The 22,685-nt window shown below is 70.8% G+C and carries 18 protein-coding genes; 6 read left to right on the forward strand and 12 right to left on the reverse strand.

The window, feature by feature from the left end; genetic code table 11:
- Nucleotides 1-47: 47 nt before the first annotated feature.
- Complete coding sequence (locus tag Q4V64_RS22800; protein WP_124441305.1) at nt 48-2,240, reverse strand: MMPL family transporter; 2,193 nt, start codon at nt 2,238-2,240, stop codon at nt 48-50.
- A 218-nt stretch (nt 2,241-2,458) separates the two neighbouring features.
- Complete coding sequence (locus tag Q4V64_RS22805) at nt 2,459-3,808, reverse strand: MFS transporter (protein ID WP_124441304.1); 1,350 nt, start codon at nt 3,806-3,808, stop codon at nt 2,459-2,461.
- A 72-nt stretch (nt 3,809-3,880) separates the two neighbouring features.
- On the opposite strand from Q4V64_RS22805, the gene Q4V64_RS22810 reads away from it, so the two are divergent.
- The gene (locus Q4V64_RS22810) at nt 3,881-4,969 is read left to right on the forward strand and encodes a helix-turn-helix domain-containing protein (protein WP_253267068.1); all 1,089 of its coding nucleotides are present in this window, start codon (nt 3,881-3,883) and stop codon (nt 4,967-4,969) included.
- 1,287 nt (nt 4,970-6,256) lie between these two features.
- Here Q4V64_RS22810 and Q4V64_RS22815 read toward each other — a convergent pair.
- The 3 genes from Q4V64_RS22815 to Q4V64_RS22825 form a co-directional block, all read right to left on the reverse strand.
- Entirely contained in the window at nt 6,257-7,306 is a 1,050-nt protein-coding gene (locus tag Q4V64_RS22815; protein WP_124441302.1) for a Zn-dependent alcohol dehydrogenase, read from the reverse strand.
- 13 nt (nt 7,307-7,319) lie between these two features.
- Nucleotides 7,320-8,468: an acyl-CoA dehydrogenase family protein gene (locus Q4V64_RS22820; RefSeq protein WP_124441301.1), complete on the reverse strand. Its 1,149-nt coding sequence runs from the start codon at nt 8,466-8,468 to the stop codon at nt 7,320-7,322.
- 324 nt (nt 8,469-8,792) lie between these two features.
- Nucleotides 8,793-9,704, reverse strand: coding sequence for an SDR family NAD(P)-dependent oxidoreductase (locus tag Q4V64_RS22825; protein WP_124441300.1), 912 nt, complete (start codon nt 9,702-9,704; stop codon nt 8,793-8,795).
- A gap of 94 nt (nt 9,705-9,798) precedes the next feature.
- On the opposite strand from Q4V64_RS22825, the gene Q4V64_RS22830 reads away from it, so the two are divergent.
- Nucleotides 9,799-10,734 carry a cyclase family protein gene (locus Q4V64_RS22830; protein ID WP_124441299.1) on the forward strand — a complete coding sequence of 312 codons (936 nt, stop codon included), beginning with the start codon at nt 9,799-9,801 and terminating at the stop codon, nt 10,732-10,734.
- Between the two features lie 391 nt (nt 10,735-11,125).
- Here the strand turns inward: Q4V64_RS22830 and Q4V64_RS22835 are convergent, their stop codons facing one another.
- The 3 genes from Q4V64_RS22835 to Q4V64_RS22845 form a co-directional block, all read right to left on the reverse strand.
- On the reverse strand, nt 11,126-11,587 hold the full coding sequence (locus tag Q4V64_RS22835) for an ATP-binding protein (protein WP_124441336.1): 462 nt from the start codon (nt 11,585-11,587) through the stop codon (nt 11,126-11,128).
- 527 nt (nt 11,588-12,114) lie between these two features.
- The gene (locus tag Q4V64_RS22840) at nt 12,115-13,002 is read right to left on the reverse strand and encodes an acyl-CoA dehydrogenase family protein (RefSeq protein WP_124441297.1); all 888 of its coding nucleotides are present in this window, start codon (nt 13,000-13,002) and stop codon (nt 12,115-12,117) included.
- 8 nt (nt 13,003-13,010) lie between these two features.
- Complete coding sequence (locus Q4V64_RS22845) at nt 13,011-14,165, reverse strand: acyl-CoA dehydrogenase (protein WP_124441296.1); 1,155 nt, start codon at nt 14,163-14,165, stop codon at nt 13,011-13,013.
- A gap of 140 nt (nt 14,166-14,305) precedes the next feature.
- Here Q4V64_RS22845 and Q4V64_RS22850 point away from each other — a divergent pair, with 140 nt between their 5' ends.
- Complete coding sequence (locus Q4V64_RS22850) at nt 14,306-15,817, forward strand: AMP-binding protein (protein WP_124441295.1); 1,512 nt, start codon at nt 14,306-14,308, stop codon at nt 15,815-15,817.
- Between the two features lie 67 nt (nt 15,818-15,884).
- Here Q4V64_RS22850 and Q4V64_RS22855 read toward each other — a convergent pair whose 3' ends face one another.
- Entirely contained in the window at nt 15,885-16,397 is a 513-nt protein-coding gene (locus Q4V64_RS22855; protein WP_124441294.1) for an EF-hand domain-containing protein, read from the reverse strand.
- 182 nt (nt 16,398-16,579) lie between these two features.
- Nucleotides 16,580-16,960 (reverse strand): STAS domain-containing protein, encoded by a 381-nt coding sequence (locus Q4V64_RS22860; RefSeq protein WP_124441293.1) that lies wholly within the window; start codon nt 16,958-16,960, stop codon nt 16,580-16,582.
- Between the two features lie 350 nt (nt 16,961-17,310).
- Here Q4V64_RS22860 and Q4V64_RS22865 point away from each other — a divergent pair, with 350 nt between their 5' ends.
- Together Q4V64_RS22865 and Q4V64_RS22870 are read left to right on the forward strand one after the other, a co-directional pair.
- Complete coding sequence (locus Q4V64_RS22865) at nt 17,311-17,892, forward strand: sigma-70 family RNA polymerase sigma factor (RefSeq protein WP_124441292.1); 582 nt, start codon at nt 17,311-17,313, stop codon at nt 17,890-17,892.
- A 341-nt stretch (nt 17,893-18,233) separates the two neighbouring features.
- Nucleotides 18,234-19,442 carry a maleylpyruvate isomerase N-terminal domain-containing protein gene (locus Q4V64_RS22870; RefSeq protein WP_253267074.1) on the forward strand — a complete coding sequence of 403 codons (1,209 nt, stop codon included), beginning with the start codon at nt 18,234-18,236 and terminating at the stop codon, nt 19,440-19,442.
- Between the two features lie 117 nt (nt 19,443-19,559).
- On the opposite strand, the gene purU is transcribed toward Q4V64_RS22870, so the two are convergent.
- A complete protein-coding gene (gene purU / locus Q4V64_RS22875; protein WP_124441289.1) occupies nt 19,560-20,441 on the reverse strand; it encodes a formyltetrahydrofolate deformylase in 882 nt (293 codons plus the stop codon).
- Nucleotides 20,442-20,748: 307 nt separating this feature from the next.
- Nucleotides 20,749-21,249 carry a hypothetical protein gene (locus Q4V64_RS22880; RefSeq protein WP_124441288.1) on the reverse strand — a complete coding sequence of 167 codons (501 nt, stop codon included), beginning with the start codon at nt 21,247-21,249 and terminating at the stop codon, nt 20,749-20,751.
- Between the two features lie 118 nt (nt 21,250-21,367).
- On the opposite strand from Q4V64_RS22880, the gene Q4V64_RS22885 reads away from it, so the two are divergent.
- Nucleotides 21,368-22,681: an ABC transporter substrate-binding protein gene (locus tag Q4V64_RS22885; protein ID WP_124441287.1), complete on the forward strand. Its 1,314-nt coding sequence runs from the start codon at nt 21,368-21,370 to the stop codon at nt 22,679-22,681.
- The last annotated feature ends 4 nt before the right edge of the window (nt 22,682-22,685 follow it).

The following is a 22,685-nucleotide window of genomic DNA, read 5'->3' on the forward strand; positions in this document are numbered from 1 at the left end:
CTTGAACAGCACCGTCGCTGCCCTTCACCTGATCCGCCGGACACGCCCTAGCCGCGCCGCCCCGACGGATCATGGGCGACCGTGTCCCGGTCTTCGCCGGAGGCCGACCCGGAACCGATGGATCCGGCGCCTGTGCCGATGGCCGCTTCTTCCGCCCGGTCCCCGTGCCCCGGCCACCAGGCCGCGTGGCCGATCAGCGCGGTGAGGCTCGGCGTGAAGAACATCGCCATCACGAAGGCGGCGATGGCGATGCCGAAGGAGACCGCGAAACCCATCTCCGAGAGCAGCGCGTTGCCCGCCAGCATCATCGTGGCGAAGGTCGCCGCCAGGATGAAGCCCGCTGCGGCCACGGTCGGGCCGGCGTGCCGCAGCGCCATGCCGGCCGCCTCGCGCGGTTCGCGGCCCTCGCGGGCCTCCTCGCGGAGCCGGGCGATCATGAGGATGTTGTAGTCGGTGCCGATGGCGACCACGAAGAGATACATGATCACCGGGAGCATGAACATCAGGCCCGAATGCCCCTGCCCGTCCTGGAAGATCCATACGGTGGTGCCCAGTGTGGCACCGAAGCCGAGGCCCACCGAGGCGATCAGATACCAGGGGGCGACCACACTGCGCAGCAGCAGCCCCAGGATGACCATGATCAGGACGGCGGCGACGGGGAAGACCGTCTTGTAGTCCTGGTTGACCGCCGTGTCGATGTCCTTGTAGATCGAGGACATGCCCCCGACCAGGGCTTCCGTGCCGTCAGGAGCGTCGGCGTGCGCAACGTTCCGGACTCGCGCCACCGCGTCGATCGCCTGGTCCGTCGACGCCTCGTACTTGAGCGTGACGGTGAAGTCCGCAGTGGTGCCTTCCTTGTTGACCTCGGTCATGCTCGCGTTCGCGACACCGTCCACGGCGCCGAGCTTCTGCGCGTACGCGTCGAAGGCGGACCTGTCCAGCGGCTTGCCGTCGGTGCTGGAGAGGTAGACATCGGTGGGCGCGGCGGCACCCGCCGAGTACGCCTTCTGCATCTCGTCCTGGACGACCATGGACTCCTTGGTCTTGGGCATGGAGCCGGCCGCCAGGTCGAAGGTGGCGTTGAAACCGAACGTCCCCAGCGACAGCACGACCAGGACGAGACCGGACACCACGGCGAACAGGGCGGGGCGGCGCTGCATGCCGCGGCCCATGGCGGCGAACCGGGCGTTCTCCGGCTCGCGTTGCCAGGACTTCGACGGCCAGAAGACCTTCGGGCCGATGAGCGAGACCACGGCGGGGATCAGGGTCAGGCCCGCGACCAGGGTCGCGCCGACGGCGATGGCGAGCGCCGGGCCCATCTGCTTGAGGAAGCCCAGAGTGGACAGCACCAGCGCGAAGAAGGCGATGATGACCGCCCCGGCAGCCGAGGCGATGGCCTCGCCGACCCGGTCCACCGCGTTGATCATGGCCTGTTTGGGCTCGTCACCGAGGCGCAGACGTTCGCGGTAACGGAACATCAGGAACAGGAAATAGTCCGTGCCGACGCCGAACAGCACGACGATCAGAATCGACGAGATCGAGCTGTTGGCCTGGAGATCGAACAGCTTGGTCGCAAACGCGATCAGCCCATTGGCGATCGCGGACACCAATCCGATCAGAATCAGGGGCAGTACGGCGAGGATCGGTGCCCTGAAGATGATCAGCAGCGTCACCAGAATGATCACGAAGGTGCCGATACCGATGAGCGCTTCACCGCGCTTGGACGACTCCTGTTGATCGAGGGCCTGCGCGGCGGAACCGCCGAGTTTGACGTCGAGCTCGGTGCCCTTGGCCAGGTCCTTCGCTTGCTCGCGCAACTCCTCCGCCGCGTCCGCCTGTTTGGGCTGACCGGCGTACTTCTCGTCCATCTGGACCAGGGTCAGGGCGTATTCGCCGTCCTTGGACGGCTGGCCGGGGACGACCTTCTGCACCTGGTCGATCTTCTTCTGGCCCAGTTCGGTGGTGATCCGGGCGACGTCCTGCTTGTCGGCGGCGGTGAGCTTGCCGCCGTCTGTGCGCTGGTACAGCGCGATCGCGGACGGGGTGAAGGCGCTGGGGAATGCCTCCTGCTGGACCTCCGCGGCCTTGATGGATTCATAACTCTTGGGGAGGAAACTACTTTCGTCGCTGGTTGAGGGCAGGCTCGGAGCGGTGGCGACGATCGCCACCGCGGCGATTAACCATGCCACGATCGTCCAGACGGGATGTCGGACGACAGCGTCCCCAATGCGTCGGAACATGCGGGGGGCCTCCTACGTAGGAAGATCACCGCAGCCCGGGGAGCGGACCCTGGCATCGGCGACCCCGACCGGCACTCGCCATCGGGCCGGCCGAACGGTTGTCTTGGCTCCGATCGTAGTGACCCCCCACGCCGAGATCATTCCATTTGCCGTCATCGTGGCGTGGGCCGAACGACAGGCCTAGGGCCTGTCCGGCGACCTGATCCGCCGGACAGGCCCTAGCCCGCCACCACCCCAACGCCCTCCACCCGCCGCCGGATCACCAACGCCATCAGCGCCGCCACCGCACACAGCGCCCCGGACGCGTACCAGACCATGTCGTACGAGCCGAAGACGTCCCGGGCCACCCCGCCCAGGAAGGCCACGAGCGCGGCGCCGACCTGGTGGGAGGCGAGCACCCAGCCGAAGACGATCGCGCTGTCCTCGCCGTACTGCTCCCGGCACAGCGCCACGGTGGGCGGGACGGTGGCGACCCAGTCCAGGCCGTAGAAGACGATGAAGAAGAGCATCGACGGGTGGACGCCCGGCGCCAGCGCCAGCAGCATCGGCAGGAAGAGGAGCGAGATGCCGCGCAGGGCGTAGTACACCGCGAGCAGCCGGCGCGGTTCGTAGCGGTCGGTGAACCAGCCGGAGGCGATCGTGCCGACCACGTCGAACACGCCGATGACCGCGAGCAGCGAGGCCGCCGCCGTGACGGGCATGCCGTCGTCGTGGGCGGCGGGCACGAAGTGGGTCTGGATCAGGCCGTTGGTGGAGGCGCCGCAGATCGCGAAGGTGCCGGCCAGCAGCCAGAAGGGGCCGGTGCGGGCGGCCGAGAACAGGACCGTGATCGCCCGGCGGGCGGCCCCGCGCGCGGGCGGCGGCTTCGGTACGAACTCCTTCGCGCCGTACGGCTTCAGGCCCACGTCGGCGGGGTGGTCGCGCAGCAGCAGCCAGACGAAGGGGACGACCGCGAGGGCGGCGAGGGCCACCGTGACGGCGGCGGGGCGCCAGTCGTGCTTCTCGACCATCCAGGACAGTACGGGCAGGAAGATCAGCTGGCCGGAGGCCGAGGCGGCGGTGAGGATGCCGGTGACCAGGCCGCGCCGCTCGGTGAACCAGCGGTTGGTGACGGTCGCGGCGAAGGCCAGCGCCATCGAACCGCTGCCCAGGCCGACCAACAGACCCCAGCACAGCAGCAGTTGCCAGGCCGCCGTCATCCACACCGTCAGGCCCGAGCCGATCGCGATCACCGTGAGCGCGACCGCGACCACCCGCCGGATGCCGAAACGATCCATCAGCGCGGCCGCGAAGGGCGCGGTGAGGCCGTACAGCGCGAGGTTGACCGAGACCGCCGCGCCGATCGTGCCGCGCGACCAGCCGTACTCCTGGTTCAGCGGGTCGATGAGCAGGCCGGGGAGCGAGCGGAATGCTGCCGCGCCGGTGATCGTCACGAAGGTGACGGCGGCGACGAACCAGGCGCGGTGAATGCGGCGCTTCGTCGGGGACGGGGCTTCCTCTACGGCGGTGGCGGCTTCGGTCGCATCGGTCGCATCGGTCGCATCGGTCGCTGGGGTCGTCTGAGTCACGACATAGAGCTTCCTCTCCGATCACCACTCCCATCCACTGGCCCGAAGGACAGCATTCGCTAGGATCGGGCCATGAATCCGGCCGTTGGCTTCCGTCCCCACCGCGTCGTCGTCCTCGCCCTCGACGGGCTGCTCCCCTTCGAACTGGGCATCCCGCACCGGATCTTCGGACGCGCCAAGGATGCCGAGCGGCGGCGTCTGTACGAGGTCGTCACCTGCTCGATCCGGCCGCCGGGCCCGGTCCACACCGACGCCGACTTCGCCATCCACGTCGGCAACGGCCCCGAGGCCCTGGCCACCGCAGACACGGTCGTCGTCCCGGCGTCGTACGAGCTCGGCCCGGTCTACGAGCAGGGCGTGCTCACCGACGAGCTGGCCGCCGCCCTCGCCCGCATCCGGCCCGGCACCCGCCTCGCCTCCATCTGCACCGGCGTCTACGTCCTCGCCGCCGCCGGCCGCCTCGACGGCCGCCCGGCCACCACGCACTGGTCGGACGCCGACCGCTTCCAGCGGCTCTTCCCGCAGATCGCGGTCGACGCGGACGTCCTGTTCATCGACGACGGCGACGTGCTCACCTCCGCCGGGGTCGCGGCCGGGATCGACCTGTGCCTGCACATGGTGCGCCGCGACCACGGCACGGCGGTCGCCAACGAGGTGGCCCGTCGCACGGTCGTACCGCCGCACCGCGACGGCGGGCAGGCGCAGTACATCCACCGTCCCGTGCCCGAACCGCAGTTGGCGTCCACGACCAACGCCCGCGCCTGGGCGCTGGGCCGTCTGCACGAGCCGATCCAGCTGCGCGACATGGCCGAGCAGGAGGCCATGTCCGTACGGACCTTCACGCGCCGCTTCCGCGAGGAGGTCGGCGTCAGCCCGGGGCAGTGGCTCACCCAGCAGCGGGTGGAACGGGCCCGGCACCTGCTGGAGTCCACCGACCTGTCCGTCGACCAGGTGGCCCGGGACGCGGGCTTCGGCACCGCGCAGTCGATGCGGCAGCACCTACAGCAGACGCTCGGCGTCACTCCGACCGCCTATCGCCGGACCTTCCGAGCCGGGGGCGACGGGATCGGAGGCGGCCCGACGGGAAGCGGCGGGCCGGGAAGCGACAGGATGGGAAGCGGCAGGGCCGACAGCTACGGCGGTGTCGGCTCCCGGCGCTGAACGGCCGGCCCGGCGCACCTCGCCCCACCAGCCGACCCCCGTCAGCACCAGCGTCAGGCCCACCCCGGCCAGGATGGCCGTGGACGGTGCCACCACTTTGAGGAGGGCACCGGCGAGCGACCCCGTCGCCGCGTAACCCGCACCCGCCGCCGCGTACATCACCGAGTACCCCGCGGCCAGAGCACCCGGCGGAAGCGCCTCGCGCAGGGACAGGTTGCGGGTGAGCATCGCGCACGACTGGAGCGTGCCCCCCACGACGAGCGCGACGGCGATCCCGGCCGTGTCCGGTATCAGCGCGGCGAGGGCCACGCAGACCGACGTCCCGCACATCAGCACCACGCTGCGGGTGCGCAGCCGCCCCGGCCAGGAGCGAAGACCATGGACGAAGGCACCGAGCCCGCCGCCCACCGCCATCCCGGTCAGCAGCGGACCGGACCAGCCGACGCCGACGCCGCGCTGTTCGAGCAGGGCCGGCAGAACGAGCTCGGCCAGGCCGAGCAGGGCCAGACTGGCCGCACCCATGACATACACCGGCCAGGCGCCGGTCAGGAGGCGGAGCATCGACGTGCCCGTCCGGTCCTCCGCGCCCGTGTCGTCCGCGCCCCAGCCGGCCGGAAGAAGCCACAGGCCGGCGACCGACGACGCCATCAGGGCGGCGGCGAGGAGCAGCGGGACGGGCGGTGCGACGCCGAGGGCCAGGCCGGCGACCGCGGCCGGGGAAACGGCCCAGACGCCGGCCGTCAGTATCGACTCGACGGACAGCGCCTGCGCCGCCGCCCGCTCCGGGACGAGCACGGTGAGCAGGGTGCGCAAGCCACCCGTGGCGGCGGCCGGGGCCGCACCGGAGACGAACGCGAACCCGGCGAGAACCGCCGGGTGCGCCTCGGGGAACACCCCGAGCCCCGCGAAGGCGGCGGCTCCGACCGCGAGGCCGACGGCCAGGTGAGCGCGGGCGCGGTCGGGGCGCAGGCGCATCCCGAGGACGGGGGCGCCGGCGATCTCGCCGATGACGTAGGCCGCCGCGAGGATCGCGCCCAGGGAGTAGCCGCCCGGCCGCTCGCGTACCAGGAAGACCAGGGCCAGCGGGGCCATGGCCACGGGCATGCGGGCGCCGATGGCGGTGCAGGCCCAGACCAGGACCTGTTTGGAGGCGACGTCGCGGTAACTCATGGGACGACGCTAAAGCCCGGCACTGACAACGCCCCAGGCGATTTCCGGCGCCTGTGGAAAACTCGTGAGCACGCCGTCCCGACAGTCAACACGCCCTTCAGGAAGTCAGCACCACGCTCAGAAAGTCAGCACCCCGCGCGCCACCCGCCCCGCCTCCGCGTCCCCCACCGCCTTCTCGAAGTCCTCGACGGGGTAGGTCTCGGTCACCAACTCGTCGAGCAGCAGCCGCCCTTCCCGGTACAGCTCGGCGTAGAGCGGGATGTCGCGCTGCGGGCGGGAGGAGCCGTAGCGACAGCCGAGGATCGCCTTGTCCAGGAACATCGAGGCGACCACGAAGGACGCCTCGGCCGACGCCGACGGGACACCGAGCAGCACCGCTTGGCCGTGACGGTCCAGCAGATCGACCGCATCCCGGACCAGTTCCACGCGGCCCACGCATTCGAACGCATGGTCCACCCCCATCGGCAGAATGTCCCGCACCCCTTCCGTCGAGGTCAGGAAATGAGTGGCGCCGAACCGCCGCGCCACCGCCTCCTTGGCCGGATTCGAATCCACCGCCACGATCCGCAGCGCGCCCGCGATCCGCGCTCCCTGGATGACGTTCAACCCGATCCCGCCCGTACCGATCACCAGCACGCTGTCCCCACGGTCCACCTTCGCCCGGTTGAGCACGGCGCCCACCCCGGTCAGCACCCCGCACCCGATGAGCGCCGCCGAAGGCATCGGAATGTCCTGCGGGATACGGACCGCCTGCACCGCCTTCACCACGGTCCGTTCCGCGAAGGCCGAGTTGGACGCGAACTGGTACACCGGCCGCCCGTCCCGCGTGAACGGCTGCCCCGGCCGTCCGATGGCCTGCCGGCACATCGTCGGCCGCCCCCGGTCGCATTCCGCGCACGCGCCGCAGTTGGCGAGCGTGGACAGGGCCACATGGTCGCCGGGGCTCACATGGGTGACGCCGTCACCCACCGCCGCCACGACACCCGCCCCCTCATGGCCCAGCACCACAGGAACGGGGAAAAGTATGGTCCCGTCCACCACGGACAGATCGCTGTGACACAGCCCCGCCGCCGAGACGGCCACCTGCACCTCACCCGGGCCCGGATCCCGTACGACGAGATCGTCCACGACCTCGATCCGCTTCCCGTCGAACACGACGCCTCGCATCACGCAGCTCCTGTCAGCCCTTCGGCTCTCTCGGCAGGCCGAGCACGCGCTCGGCGATGATCGTGCGCTGGATCTGGTCGGAGCCGCCGTAGATCGTGTCGGCCCGGGAGAAGAGGAACAGGTGCTGGAACGGGTCGAGTTCGTACGGCGTCGAAGGCGTCCAGTCCGACGGCCCTACGGCCGCCTGCGCGCCCCGCACCTGCATCGCCAGCTCTCCGAGTCGCTGATGCCAGCCGCTCCACAGGAGTTTCGCCACACTCGGCGCGCCCGGCTCCTGCGAACTCCCCAGCGTGCGCAGGGAGTTCCAGCGCATCGTCCGCAGCTCGGCCCACTGACGGACGAGCCGGTCCCGTACGACGGGATCGCGCACCGCGCCCGTCTCGACGGCCGTCCGTACGACCCGCCCCAACTCTTGGGCGAACCCGATCTGCTGGGCGAGCGTCGAGACCCCGCGTTCGAAGCCGAGGAGGCTCATCGCGACGCGCCAGCCGTCGCCCTCGCCCCCGACGACGTGCTCCACGCGCGCGCGTGCCCCGTCGAAGAAGACCTCGTTGAAGTCGCTCGTGCCGGTCATCTGGCGGATGGGACGGACCTCGACACAGCCCGGCTGGTCCATGGGAAGGAGCAGGAAGCTCAGGCCGTGGTGGCGCCGTGAGCCGGGTTCCGTACGGGCGAGGACGAAGCACCAGTCGGCCTCGTGCGCGAGCGAGGTCCAGATCTTCTGGCCGGTGACGCGGTAGTACGACCCCTGCGGCTCGCGTACCGCCGTGGTGCGCACGCCGGCCAGGTCCGAGCCCGCGCCGGGTTCGCTGTAGCCCTGGCACCAGAGTTCCTCGCCGGCGGCGATCGGGGGGAGGAAGCGGGACTTCTGGTCGTCGGTGCCGTGGGCGAGGAGGGTGGGGGCGAGGAGGTTCTCGCCGATGTGGCCGGAGCGTGGGGGTGCGGGTGAGCGGGCGTACTCCTCGGCCCAGGCGACCTGTTGGGTGAGGGTGGCGGTGCGATTTCCGTAGCCGGGTTCGGGCCAGCCGAGGCCTATCCAGCCGGCTTTGCCGAGGGTGCGTTCCCATGAGCGCCGGTCTTGTGATCCGTCGGCGTGGGATGCAAGCCATTCGCGAGCCTCGGTGCGGAAGGCGTCATCCTGTGCGGTGAATGCGAAGTCCATGGTCCGCCTCTCTGAAGGTGACCGGCGTGGGGGCTGGGCGGGGGTTGGTCGCGCAGCCCGGCGCTACGGGGTGCCGCCCGCGCCCACCCGTGCCGCCCTAGTGCCGCGGCAGGCAACGTTTGCCCGTCAAGGAGCGGCGTCCGGTGCGTGCTCTCGGCGTGCCGGGCGCAGGCCCTCGTACTGGATGTACTTGGGTCTGTGCCCGGTGCGGCGAGTGGGGGCACCTCCCACGCCTTTAGGGCAGTGGGGGAGCGTGCCGGGCGTCGCGACGGGGCAAACGTTGCCTGCCGCGGCACTAGGCGGCACGATTGCCCGCGGATCGCGCTACTCGTTCGGCCGCGTTCCCTCCTTCGCCGCCCTCTCCATCCCCGCCACCTGCGACAGCATCGGCATCGGATCCACCCCCACCGTCCCCGGCAGAAAATCCGCGATGCGTTCCGGCGTCCAAGAGCCCTCGGTGTACGCGGCACGCAGTTCTCTCGGCTGGGCCCACACCGCGAGCTTGGGGCCCGCGATCGTGTAGACCTGGCCCGTCACACCCTGCTCCTTCGCCCGCTCCGAGAGCAGGTAGACCACCAGTGCCGCCACGTCTTCGGGTTCGCCGATCTCCGTCAGCTCCATGGGGACGTTCGCCGACATACGCGTACGGGCGACCGGGGCGACGGCATTCGCGGTCACCCCATACTTGTGCAAGCCCAGCGCAGCGCTCCGCACCAGCGAGATGATCCCGCCCTTCGCCGCGCTGTAGTTGGCCTGCGACACAGACCCCTGATGGTTGCCGCTGGTGAACCCGATCAAGGTCCCCGCCCGCTGCTTCCGCATCACCGCCGACGCGGCCCGGAACACGGTGAACGTGCCCTTCAGGTGAGTCGCCACGACCGGATCCCACTCCTCCTCGGCCATGTTGAACAGCATCCGCTCCCGCAGGATCCCGGCCACGCACACGACCCCGTCGATACGGCCGTACGACGTCACCGCCGCGTCCACGACCCGCTGTCCACCCGCCATCGTGGAGATGTCGTCGGCCACGGCGACCGCCTCACCGCCCGCCGCCTCGATCTCCTTGACCACGGACTCGGCGACCTCGCTCGTCGGCGAGGCGCCGTCCACCGCCACGCCGTAGTCGTTGACGACGACCCGCGCCCCGTCGGCCGCCGCGGCCAGCGCCACCGCCCGGCCGATCCCCCGCCCGGCGCCCGTCACGGCGACGATCTTGCCTGCCAAGAAGTTCCCCACGCCCGGCCCCTTCCCGCAGTTTCTGACGGTCCGTTAGATTCAGTTCGATTCTACGGCCCGTCAGACGGACCGGGACAAGCCCCAGGGAGGACAGATGTCAGCGCCTGCGCTCCATCCCACGTTCCACGACATCGCCAAGCGCGTGAACAACTGGGGCCGTTGGGGTGCCGACGACGAGATCGGCACGCTGAACCTGATCAGCGACGAGGTCGTGCGCGAGGCCGCCGCGTGCGTCCGGAGCGGGCGGCGCGTCCCGCTCGCGCTTCCGCTCCGGCAGGACGGCGTGCAGACCGGGATGATGCCGGGGCGGGTGAATCCCCTGCACGCCATGGTGCAGATCAACCAGGAGATCTTCGGGCCGGGGACGGTGGCGTGCAGCGACGACGCCGTGACCATGGGCCTTCAGGCGGCCACCCACTGGGACGCGCTGACGCACGTCTCCCATTCGGGCAGGCTCTACAACGGCCGACCGGCCGACTCCATCACCCCCCACGGCGGCGCCGAGTTCAGCGGCATCGACAAGGCGCGGCACATCGTCTCGCGCGGGGTGCTGCTCGACGTGGCCCGGGCGCACGGCACGGACCGGCTCGACGGCTCGCACGCCGTCACTCCCGAGGACCTGGAGGCCGCCGAGGAACTCGCCGGTACGCGCGTGCGTGCCGGTGACATCGTGCTCGTACGGACGGGGCAGATCCAGGTGTACCTCGCCGGCGACAAGCACGCGTACGGCTATCCGTCGCCGGGGCTGTCGATCCGTACCCCGGAGTGGTTCCACGCGCGCGATGTCGCCGCGGTCGCGAACGACACGCTCTCTTTTGAGATATTTCCGCCCGAGATAGAGGGTTTGTGGCTTCCCGTACACGCGCTCGATCTCGTGGAGATGGGGATGCTGCAGGGCCAGAACTGGAATCTCGAAGAGTTGTCCACAGCCTGTGGACAAGAAGGCCGCTACACGTTCCTGCTGTCGGCGATGCCCGAGCCGTTCGTCGGCGCGACGGGCACCCCGGTGGCACCGGTCGCGCTGCTGTGAGAAAGGTCGGCTGGCGGCGCGCCCCTGCCCGCCCCGAGCACGGCATCGCGCGCCACCATCCGACTCCGGCGTACCCGCCCCGACTCCCCTTGGCCCCGAAAGGGAGCCGACGCCGAATCACGACCCACACTCGTCGAGGGCTCCCGTCACCGAAACCCTCGTCGTCCCCTCGCGGCGAATCGCTGACCACAAGCGTGATCAAACGGACACGTGGCGTCAACACCCGTACGGGGAATTATCACTTATGCCGTCTATGTCGTGGCCGCGCACGGAAGCACGTCCCGGCGCACGGATTTACCGATGACCAGCGGGGACAGCGCCTTCTGCGACCGTGCGCCGAAGCGCCGGGACCTGCCGGGACATACAGGAGGCCGCCGCACCCATGCGCCGGTCAGACCGCCTCGAAGGCCAGCCCCTCGTACGCCGAAGCGCCGCCCCCGCAGGCCGCCGCGGCCTCCCGCGACTGGGCGCACCGGTCCAGTTCGCACCAGATGCGCTTGCCCGCACCTTCGGGGCTCCACCCCCAGCGGTCGGCGAGACCGTCGACGAGGGCGAGACCCCGGCCGCCGGTCTGCTCGCTGTCCACACACCGGGGCACCGGGGCGCGGTCACTGCGGTCGGCCACCTCTAGGCGGACAGTGGCCGACTCCGCCGCCCCGGACGGCAGGGACAGCCGCAGTACGGCCGGACAGCCGGTGTGCACCACGGCATTGGTGACGAGCTCGGAGACGAGCAGGATCAGCGTCTCGGCGAGCGACTCGTCGGCCTCTATGCCGGCCCCGGCGAGGCGCGACCGGGCCCACTTCCGGGCTCGCCCCACCTCCGCGGGGTCGGGCCGGATCTCCAGCTGCACTTGAAGCACCTGCACCGCTCACACCATCCGAACCGGCGGACACATAGCCTCGCGCCTGACAGGGGCCACGAGGGCCACGATCGTAGCCATTTTTTGCATGGCCAGAACAATGGCCAAAGTCGAGGTCACGGAACGTGAATCCCTTGTGGGACAGCATGGTTGGCGTACAGTCACGCCAACAAGCGCTTCGGGCATATTCCAGCGCGAAGGAGTACCCGTGCGGCATACTGTGCGACGCTCGTCGCAGGGAGTCGAACAGGCGGGGTCAACAGGCATTCCCGCCCCGCGAGCAGCGGCGCGCACCGCCGGATCCGGAGCCGCCCCAGGGGCAACACCGGCCTGGCTCATGCTCGGAACCACTCGCATCCCACACAAGGTACCGGAGCGGGCGGCCGACTCCGGGATGTGACGAGTCACACGTAGGACACAAGCCGATATCAACGCTCCGTAATTCCGGTATGCCACGATCCGCGACATCCATCCGGACCGGCCACGCGACTTCGCAGTCCAGCGCCCTCGACGGCCCCTCAGGACAGTAGCTCGGCCGCGAGCGTTTCCTCACTCTCCGTGACTCTTCCCCCACGGTGCGTTCGCACCCATGTCCGTTTCAGAAGCAGCTGCACCTCGCTCTCCCAGGTGAAGCCCATGCCGCCGTGCACCTGGAGGCAGTCGCGCGCGCCGCGTACGGCGGCCTCGTCGGCGAGCAGCCGGGCCGCCGCGATGTCGGCCGGGTCGGCGGTGACGGCGGCCGCGTAGACCGCCGCTCGGGCCACCTCCGCCCGCACCAGCATGTCGGCGCACAGGTGTTTCACTGCCTGGAAGGCCCCGATCGGCTGCCCGAACTGCTCACGCGTCCGGGCGTGTTGCACCGCCGTCTCGCACGCGCGCGTGGCGGTACCCAGCTGCTCGGCAGCGGTGAGGAGCACGGCGACCGGATCCGCAGGGCTGACCGCGGCCGGCTCCGTGGGGCTCACGGAGGCCACCCGGTGCAGCGGCGTCAGGGGGTCCACCGACCGCAGCGGTACGGCCCCGGCCGCGTCCCCGCGTACGACGTCCGCCTCCGCCAGCCACTCCACCAGTCCGCCGTCCACGGCGGTCACGACCGCTTCCCCGGTGGCCGCGCCCGGCACGGTCCCGGCGGCGAGGTGCGTGGCCACCAGCGGGCCGGGCAGCAGCGCTCGCCCGGCCTCCTCGAAGGCCAACACCGCCTCGGGCAGGCCGAGTCCGACCCCGCCGTCCTTCTCCGGCAGCCGCAGCGCGAAGAACCCGGCCTCGCCCAGCCCCCGCCACAGCGCGCGGTCCAGCCCCGGCGCCCGAACGGCCGCCCGCAGCGCCTCACGGTCGAACCGCCGCGCCAGCAGCTGCCGTACGCCGTCCCGCAACGCTCGCTGGTCCTCGGTGAGTTGGAATCTCATACTCGCTCTCACCGCCCCTTCGGCAGCCCGAGGATTCGCTCGGCCACGATGTTCCGCTGGATCTGCGAGGTGCCGGCGGCGATGGTGTACGAGAGGGAGGACAGCCGGTCGAGCGTCCACGGCCGGTCGAGATCGAGGGCGTCAGGGCCCAGGACCTCGGCCGCGGTGTCATACAGCTCCTGCCGCGCGTGCGAGTACCTCAGTTTGAAAACCGAACCGCCCACGCCCGGTACGCCACCGGTGCGTTCCGCCTCGCTGACGTTCCACTGCGTCAGCCGCCACAGGGCGCGGAACTCGGCGTTCAGCCGGCCCAGCCGCCGCCGGAGCACGGGATCGTCCCAGCGGCCGTTCTCGCGTGCCGTACGGGCGAGTTCGCCCAGGACGCGGCGGCAGGCCACGACCTCGCCCACGAAGGCCGTGCCGCGCTCGAAGGACAGCGTGACCATGGTGACGCGCCAGCCGTCGTTCTCCTCCCCGACCCGGCCCGAGACCGGCACCCGCACCTCGTCGAGGAACACCTCGGCGAACTCGGCGGAGCCGGCGAGGGTCTTCAAGGGCCGCACGGTGACACCCGGCGCGTCCATGGGCAGGGCGAGCCAGGTGATGCCCCGGTGCTTCGGTGCCTCGGGGTCCGTGCGCACCAACAGCTCGCACCAGTCGGCGACTTCGGCATGGGAGGTCCAGATCTTGGACCCGCTCACCACGTAGTCGTCGCCGTCCCTACGCGCGCGCGTGCGCAGCGCCGCGAGGTCGCTCCCGGCGTCCGGTTCGCTGAACCCCTGGCACCACACCTCCGCGCCGCGCAGGATCGGCGGCAGCCAGCGGGCCCGCTGCTCGGCCGTCCCCTCGGCGGCGATCGTCGGCCCCGCGTGCAGCAGTCCGACGAAATTGGCCCCCACATAGGGGGCGCCCGCCTTCTCCGTCTCCTCCAGGAAGATCAAGTGCTGGGTGGGGGTGGCACCCTGCCCGCCGGCGTCGACGGGCCAGTGCAGGCCCGCGTACCCGGCGTCGTACAGCATCCGCTGCCAGCCGAGGTCGTAGGCGCGGCGGCCCGGCCAGTCCTCGGGGGACGGCTTCGGGGGCAGCGTGGGCAGCGCCTTCGCCAGCCACTCCCGCAACCGCGCCCGGAACTCCTGCTCTTCGGGCGTGTCCGCGAGGTCCATGCCCCCTCCGATCTGATGGTATGTCAGATCTTTGCCCTCCGGGAAGACTAGCCCCGCACCCCTGGACCGACAAGGCGCCGGACTCTACGCTCTGCGCACGATCTGACTATCCGTCAGCCAGCTAGCAGCAGGGGGCCGCCGTGAACGCCACCGCCCACGAGCTCAGCACATCCCGCACCCTCTGGGACCTGGCCGCCCGCCGCGCCGACCTCACCCCCGACCGCCCGGTCCTCCTCCAGGACGACCGCACGCTGACCTTCGGCGAGCTGCGCGGCCGGGCCGAGCGCGCGGCGGCCGGGCTGTACGGCATGGGCGTACGCCCCGGCACGGTCGTCGCCTGGCAACTGCCCACCCGCCTCGAGACGGCGGTGCTGTCCTTCGCGCTGGCCCGCCTGGGCGCCGTACAGACGCCGGTCATGCCCTTCTACCGGGACCGCGAGGTCGGGTTCGCGCTGCGGGAGTCCAGGGCGGACTACTTCGCCGTACCGGGCGAGTGGCGCGGCTTCGACCACACGGAGATGGCGCGGCGGCTGGGCGCCAAAGGGGTCTTCGAGGCGTACGACCGTCTGCCGGACGGCGATCCGTCCGTGCTGCCCCCGCCACCCGCCGAGGGCACCTCGGTCCGCTGGATCTACTGGACGTCGGGGACGAGCTCCGCCCCCAAGGGCGTGCTGCACACGGACCGTTCGCTCATCGCGGGCGGCTCCTGCCTCGCTCACGCGCTGCGACCCTCCGCGTCCGACGTCGGCTCGATCGCCTTCCCGTACGCCCACATCGGCGGCCCGGACTACATGGTGATGCTGCTGCTGTACGGCTTCCCCGCCGTGATGTTCGAACAGTTCGCGCTGCCGGACGCGCTGGAGGGGTACCGCGCGCACGGGGTGACGATGGCGGGCGGGTCGACGGCGTTCTACTCGATGTTCCTGGCCGAGCAGCGCAAGCAGCCGGGGGTGCCGGTCATCCCGACCCTGCGGTTGCTCGCGGGCGGCGGGGCGCCCAAGCCGCCGGAGCTGTACCACGCCGTCGTACGGGAGATGGGCGTGCGGCTCACCCATGGGTACGGCATGACCGAGGTGCCGATGATCACGATGGGGGCGGCGGACGACACGGCGGAGAACCTGGCCACCACGGAGGGGCGGCCGCCGGAGGAGATGGAGATCCGGATCGTGGACGGCGAGGTGCGGCTGCGCGGGGAGGCCGTGTGCCAGGGGTATCTGGATCCGGCCCAGACGGCGGAGGCCTTCGACGAGGAGGGGTTTCTGCGCACCGGTGACCTCGGGCGGCTGACGGACAGCGGGCATCTGGTGCTCACCGGGCGGCTCAAGGACGTCATCATCCGCAAGGGCGAGAACGTCTCGGCCAAGGAGATCGAGGACCTGCTGCACCGGCACCCGGCCGTCGGGGACGTGGCGGTGATCGGGCTGCCGGACGCGGCGCGCGGGGAGCTGGTCTGTGCCGTGGTCGAGGCGGCCGAACAGCCGTCGGGGGCCGAGGTGCTGACGCTGGAGGCGGTGACGTCGTATCTGCGCGCGGAAGGGCTGTCGGTGCACAAGCTGCCGGAGCGGCTGGAGGTGGTCGACGCCCTTCCGCGGGGCGAGACGCTGCGGAAGGTGCTCAAGTACAAGCTGCGGGAGCGGTATGCGGGGACGTGAACCGGAGCGTCACTCGGGGAGTGAACGGGAGCGGTTTTCGGGAACGGCGGGGATGGTGCCGTAACGGTCATTCCGGGACAGTGAAGTACCGGGCGAAAGCCGACACGATCTCGGTCTCCGCCACCCTGCCGTCGCCGTCCTGGTCGAGCGTGGCGGCCGCCGCGCGGGCGATGTCCTCGGGCGCACCGAGGGCCTTCAGCACTCGTACGGTGTCCTCGACGGTGGCCTTTCCGTCGCCGTCCGGGTCGGCCAGGTCGAGGGCCGCGTGCAGGAAGGGGCGGGCGATCTCGGCGAACCGCTCGGGGTTGTCGCGCAGGCGCTTGACCGCGCTGCCGACGAACTCGTCCCGGGTGATGCGCTGGTCGCCGTCCCGGTCCGCGATGCCGGCCATGCCCTGCCAGAACGCCTCGGCGCCGAGGTAGAGGGCCTGCCCCTTGTCGGACCGGGCGGCCGTACCGAACTCCGCGAGCAGCGCCTTGGCCGCCACGCTGAAGTCCTCACGGTCGATATAGCCGTTGCCGTCCTGGTCGAAGGTGGCGAACCGGGCGGCGATCCTGCGCTCGTACTCGCTGCTGACCATGTCTTTCGAGCCGCCTTTACGTCACGTCGGGTGCATGCTGGCACGGAGCGTACGACGCCGAGGCGCCTGCGGGCGCGGAAAAACGACGCTTGTGCCAAGACCGGGGGAATTTCGGGACAACGCCGTGGCAGAGCCGTGACTCCGGTCGCTTCCGTCGGGTCGGTCGGTGCCCCGGGCTTCGGTCACGCCGACAGCGGATCGACGTCCTCCTCGACCGCCGACGCCAGGTCCACGTGGACGTCGAACAGGCGGCGGACGCCCAGCGCGCCCAGGACCCGGTTGACGTGGGAACCGTCCACCGCTCCGTTGGCCGGCAGGATCAGGCGCAGGCGGCCCTGGCAGGAACGGATGAGGCGGCGGGAGGCTATGAGCACGCCGACGCCGCTGGAGTCGCAGAAGAAGACCTCGGAGAGGTCGAGGACGAGGTTGTGGCGGCCCTCGGCCACCGCGTCGTGCACCCGCTGACGCAGCGCCGGCGACGTCACCAGGTCCAGCTCGCCCGACACCCTGAGCACGGCCCACTCGCCCTGCCCACTGCCGGTCACATTGAACGCCACCACCATGCCCTTCGTCCGCCGGAAAGCAAACGGAAGCCATCCTTACGCTTCCTTGCAGCGCGGCTGCCCAGCGGCGGTTCCCTGAAACACGGCCCGAGAAACGGAAACAAATCGAAAGCGGCTTGTTTCCGCCGCAATCAATCCTGTTCGATCAGGTCTGATCACACGCTGCGTGGGTAGACGCCGCGTGCGAGGGCCGGGTGCGAGGGTCACGTGCGTCAAGGTCCACTACCACCTGCGGACCTCGGGGGGCGCGCATTGCCACAAAGGAGCGTGCGTTGTCGGAGGTGCCGACTACATTCGAGGAGACGGTGGGCACAGGCTTGACCCGGGGACGGGCAGGGTGAGGGGGCCACATGGCGAAGAAGGACGCACCGCCCCGCTGGGACCGCAAGATGCAGCAGCGGCTCGCACGCGGTGAGGCGGCCGCCCTCGGCGAGCTCTACGACCGCTTCGCTTCCCTCGTGTACAGCCTCGCCCACCGCGTACTCGGAGACGAGCGCGCCTCCGAAGCCACCACCCGCGAGGTCTTCGCCCACGTCTGGGAACACCCCGACGCCTACGACCCCAAGCAGGGCCCCCTGCGTTCCTGGGTGGCCACGCTGACCCACCGCCTCGCCGTGCAGCGGCTGCGCGCCACCGAGACGGCCGCGCTCGCCCAGGACGGCCACGGTTCCACCGAGGAACTGGAGCGCAAGGTCCGCCACGCCTCGGTCGCCGCCCGCGCCGACTACATCGTCCAGTCCATGCCCGTCCCGCTGCGCACCGCCCTGGAGATGGCCTACTTCCACCGCCGCGACTACCGCCAGACCGCCGCCGACCTCGGCCTCACCGAGGACGAGGCCCGACGCCGCCTGCGCCTCGGCCTGCAACTGCTGTCCACCGCCCACAACGCCGCGGCGCCGGGGGCTCCGCCCGGATACGGGGGTGCGGTGTGAGCGGAGCGGGTCGCTTCGAGGCGTATGACGAGCACGGCGACGAACACGGTGCCGAGCACGGCGACGAGCACGGCGGCGACGAGGAAAAGGAAGGCTACGGCGGCTCCCGCAAGGGCGGCGAGGGCGGTGAGGGCTGCGAGGACGCCAAGGACGCCAAGGACGCCACAGACGACCAGCAGTTCGGATACGGCAGCCAGGTCGGTCCAGGCAGTCCGGGCAGCCCTAGCGGCCCGGGCAGCCCTAGCGGCCCGGGCAGCCCAAGCGGCCCTGACGGCCCGGGAGGCGGCAGCGGTCCCGGAAGCGGCGACAGCCCCGGCCCCGGCCCCGGCCCATCGCCCCGCATACCCATGCCCCGCGCCTCCGTAGAGGACGGCGACCGGCCGCTGCCCACGCTGGAGGAGCTGGGAGACCTGGCACCCCGGCCCGCCCCCGCCCCACTCGTCCTGGAACACCACGTCCTGAAGTCACTCCTCGGGGCATGGGCGCTGGCCGCGTGCTCGGCTCAGGAGACGGCGGCCGTCGAGGAACACCTCGGCGACTGCGGCACCTGCGCGGACGAGGCGCTGCGGCTGCGCGAGGCGGTAGGCCTGTTGCAGCGCCCGGAGACCCTCGACCTGGACCCCGGCCTGCGCACCCGCGTCCTGCAGAGCTGCCTGGACCGGCGCCCACCGCGCATCCCGGTGCCCCGGTGGGCCGCTCCGTACGACGCCGAGACCGCCCGCCTGGATGCCCTGTTGCAGGACATAGGCGACGCGGAGTGGCACGCGCCCGTGCGGCTGCGCTGGTTCGAGGGCGAGGAGCAGACGAGCCGTCGTACGACGGTCGCCGGGGTCATCGCGCATCTACTCACGGTGGACGGCCTGGTCGCGGTCGCCCTCGGGCTCGACGACCCGCTGGGCGACATCGTCGCGCAGGCCCCCACGCCGTCCGCGCGCACCGAGGCCTACTGGCGGGCCTCGCACTTCCCGCCCACCCGTTCCGTGCGGGCGCCCTGGCGGGAGCAGAGCCACGACCTGGTGCGCACGGTGTCGTTCACCGGCGAAGGCCCCGGGAAGCTGGCGGTGTCGTACGGCGGCTGCGAACTGCCGCTGCACGACGCGATGCTGGACCGCGCCTTCGAGTGCTGGGTGCACGCGGAGGACATCGCAGAGGCGGTGGACTACCCGTACGGGCCGCCCTCCCCGCGCCACCTCAACCGCATGATCGACCTCGCGGCCCGGATGCTGCCCGGCGCGCTGGCCGTGCGGCGGCGGAACGGGCTGGCCTCACCGGCGCTCGGACGACACCTCGTCCCGGCCGGCGCGCCCGGCCGCAGCCTGCGGCTGGAGATCGAGGGGCATGGGGGCGGCGAGTGGCTGATCCCGCTGGACTCCCCCGGCGCGATGGGCTCCGCCGAGCACGAGGTGGCACACGTGGCGCTGGACGGCGTGGAGTTCTGCCGGCTGGCGGCGGGACATGTGTCTCCGACGGAGGCGGCGGCCGGGCAACTCGGTGACCGCGAGGCGATCAGGGATGTGCTGTTCGCCGCGGCGTCGTTGAGCCGGATGTAGGTTGCCGTCACCATGCGGTAATTGGCAGATCTGTTCCACCCGCGCCCTGGTGTCACCTGGGGTTTTTCGTCTCGGGGGTGGAACAGATCTGCCAATTGCCCCCGCATCAGAGCCGGCCTAGGCGAAGACGACCGTCCGGCGCCCGTTCAGCAGAATCCGGCGCTCCGCATGCCACTTGACCGCCCGCGCCAGCGCCTGGCACTCCACGTCCCGGCCGATCGCGACCAGCTGGTCCGGGGTCACGTCGTGGCCGACCCGCTCGACCTCCTGCTCGATGATCGGGCCCTCGTCGAGGTCGGCGGTCACGTAGTGGGCGGTGGCGCCGATCAGCTTCACGCCGCGCGCGTGGGCCTGGTGGTACGGCTTCGCGCCCTTGAAGCTCGGCAGGAAGGAGTGGTGGATGTTGATGATCCGCCCGCTGAGCTGCTTGCACAGGTCGTCGGAGAGCACCTGCATGTAGCGGGCGAGCACGACCAGCTCGACGTTCTCGTCGCGCACGATCTCCAGCAGTCGCGCCTCGGCCTCCGACTTGGTGTCCTTCGTCACCGGAATGTGGTGGAAGGGGATGTTGTACGACCCCACGAGCTCGGCGAAGTCGGTGTGGTTGGACACGACGGCGGCGATCTCCACCGGCAGCGCGCCGATGCGGGCGCGGAAGAGCAGGTCGTTGAGGCAGTGGCCGAACTTGCTGACCATCAGCACGATCCGCATCTTCTCCTCGGCCCGGTGGATCTGCCAGTCCATCTGGAAGGAGTCACCGATCGCCGCGAAGCTGGCCCGCAGCTTGTCCACGGTCACCGGCGCCTCCGCCGAGAAGTGGACGCGCATGAAGAACAGTCCCGTGTCGTGGTCGCCGAACTGCTGGCTGTCCTCGATGTTGCAGCCGGTCATGAAGAGGTAGCTCGACACGGCGTGCACGATGCCCTGCTTGTCGGGGCAGGACAGGATCAGGACGTACTGGTCGGCGGGAGCGGCGGCTCGGGGGGACTGCTCGTTCATGCGGACAGGGTCCCATATCCGGCACCCGGGCCCGCCCGCCGTCTCGTCAGGCAGACCACGTCAAGGCCGGCCGCCCCGGGCCGACCGACCACATCAAGGCCCGACCGCCTCAAGCCGACCGACCGCATCAAGCCGACCCGACCACATCAAGGCCGACCGGCTCAGGCCCACCGCCTCAAGTCGGCCGACCACATCAAGCCCGACCGCCTCAAGCCGACCGACCGCATCAAGCCGACCCGACCACATCAAGGCCGACCGGCTCAGGCCCACCGCCTCAAGTCGGCCGACCACATCAAGCCCGACCGCCTCAGGCCGACCGCGTGAGTATCCGCAGTACCTCGAGCGTGCGCGGTGGTGTGTCCGGGTCCTCGCTGTCGGCCATCGACATCCTGACGTGCGCGTCCCGCGCCGCCCGGACCGCTTCCGGCCAGGCCTGGTGGTCGACGTAGGCGGAGACGGGTGCGTCCGGGCCGACCTGGTGCATGATCCGCAGCACCCGGAGTACGGCGGTGTCGACCAGCGCGGCCTCCTGGGAGTCCCGGAAGATCGTGCCGACGTACTTCTCGGCGGACCAGTTGTCCAGCCAGGTGTCCTCGACCAGGCGGTACACGGCGTCGGTGACGTCCCCGTATCCCTCGACGCCGGCCAGCCAGACGTCCCGCTGGAACACCGGATCGGAGAGCATGTGCAGCGCGGAGCGCACATTGCTGCGCCAGCGCCACCACGGCATGTCGTTGAGTGGCATGCCGCCCATGGTGGAGGAGCGACGGCCGTGACGGGAAGAGTTCTCCGAATCCTGCACGGTCACCGATCGTACGTTCCCCTCCGCAAGGGCCTCACCGGCCCCCCTCTGTTCACCTTTACGCCACCGACAGATAACCAAGGGGCACACCCGGGTTAGCGATGTGGCGGAAGCGTGTCTGTCCATGACCGGCAAGCGACGCTTCCGCAGCACCACCATGCCCAGGTCCACCAGGTCCACCAGGCCCGTCAGGGCCACCGCCCTCGCCACGGGGACGCTGCTGGCGTGTGCGTCGTTCGCCGCCGGATGCGGGGTCGTCCCCGGTACCACGGGGGGTTCAGGGGACGACCCGATCAAGGTTATGACCTGGGCCCCGGAGAACACCAACGCGACCAACAAACCCGGCATGCCGGCCTTCGCCCAGGCCTACGCCCGCTGGGTCAACTCCCGGGGCGGCATCAACGGCCGCGAGCTCACCGTACTGACCTGCAACGACCGTAACGACAGCGTGGCCGCCGCCCGGTGCGCCCGGCGCGCGGTCAAGGAGAACGTGGTCGCGGTCGTCGGCTCCTACAGCCAGCACGCCGACTCCTTCTTCCCGCCCCTGGAGGGCGCGGGCATCCCGTACATAGGCGGCTACGGCGTCACCTCCGCCGAGTTCACCAGCCCGCTCTCCTACCCCGTGAACGGCGGCCAGCCCGCGCTCCTGGCCGGTCTCGGCAAGTCGCTCGCCGGCTGCGGACCCGTCGCGCTGGTACGGCCCGACACCATCGCGGGCGACGAGCTGCCGAACCTGCTCGACTCCGGCCTGACGGCGGGCGGGCACGAGGCCTCGCAGGACCTGCGGGCGGCGGACGACGCCACCGAGTACTCCGAGCAGTCGGATCAGGCGCTCGAGAGCACCACCACCGAGCTGGAGAAGAAGGGGTGCGTGGTGCCCGCGCTCGGCGACCGCACCGGCACCTTCATGGACTCCTTCCGCCGCGCCCGCGAGGACTACCCCGAGGTGCGCACCGGCATGGTGCTCGGCGACGTGGACCAGACGGGGATCGACGCATCCGGCGGGAAGTCAGGTCCCTACGAGGGGTCGTACATCACCGGCTGGTACCCGGTGGAGACGGACACGCGCTGGGACGGGATGAAGAAGGTCATCAGCGAGAAGGCCTTCGACGACAACCGCATCGACGCGGCGGACGCCGGTGTGCAGACCACCTGGATCGCGTACACCGTGTTGCAGAAGGTCATCGAGTCGCTCGGCGACGGTCAGGTGTCCTCCGACACCGTACGGGAGACCCTGGACCACGGGCTCAAGGTCGGCACGGGCGGACTGACGCCGACGCTCCAGTGGCGGTTCCAGGGTCCGCTCGCCTCCGTCGGCTTCCCGCGCCTGGTCAACACCGACGTGACCCTGCAGGTGGTACGGCAGGGTCGGCTGGTGTCGGCCAGGAAGGGCTTCACCGACGTGACGGCCACGCTGCGGAACGCCGAGGTGAACTGAGGGA

It is taken from the genome of Streptomyces sp. NL15-2K (assembly GCF_030551255.1).
In the GTDB taxonomy this organism is placed as follows: Bacteria; Actinomycetota; Actinomycetes; order Streptomycetales; family Streptomycetaceae; genus Streptomyces.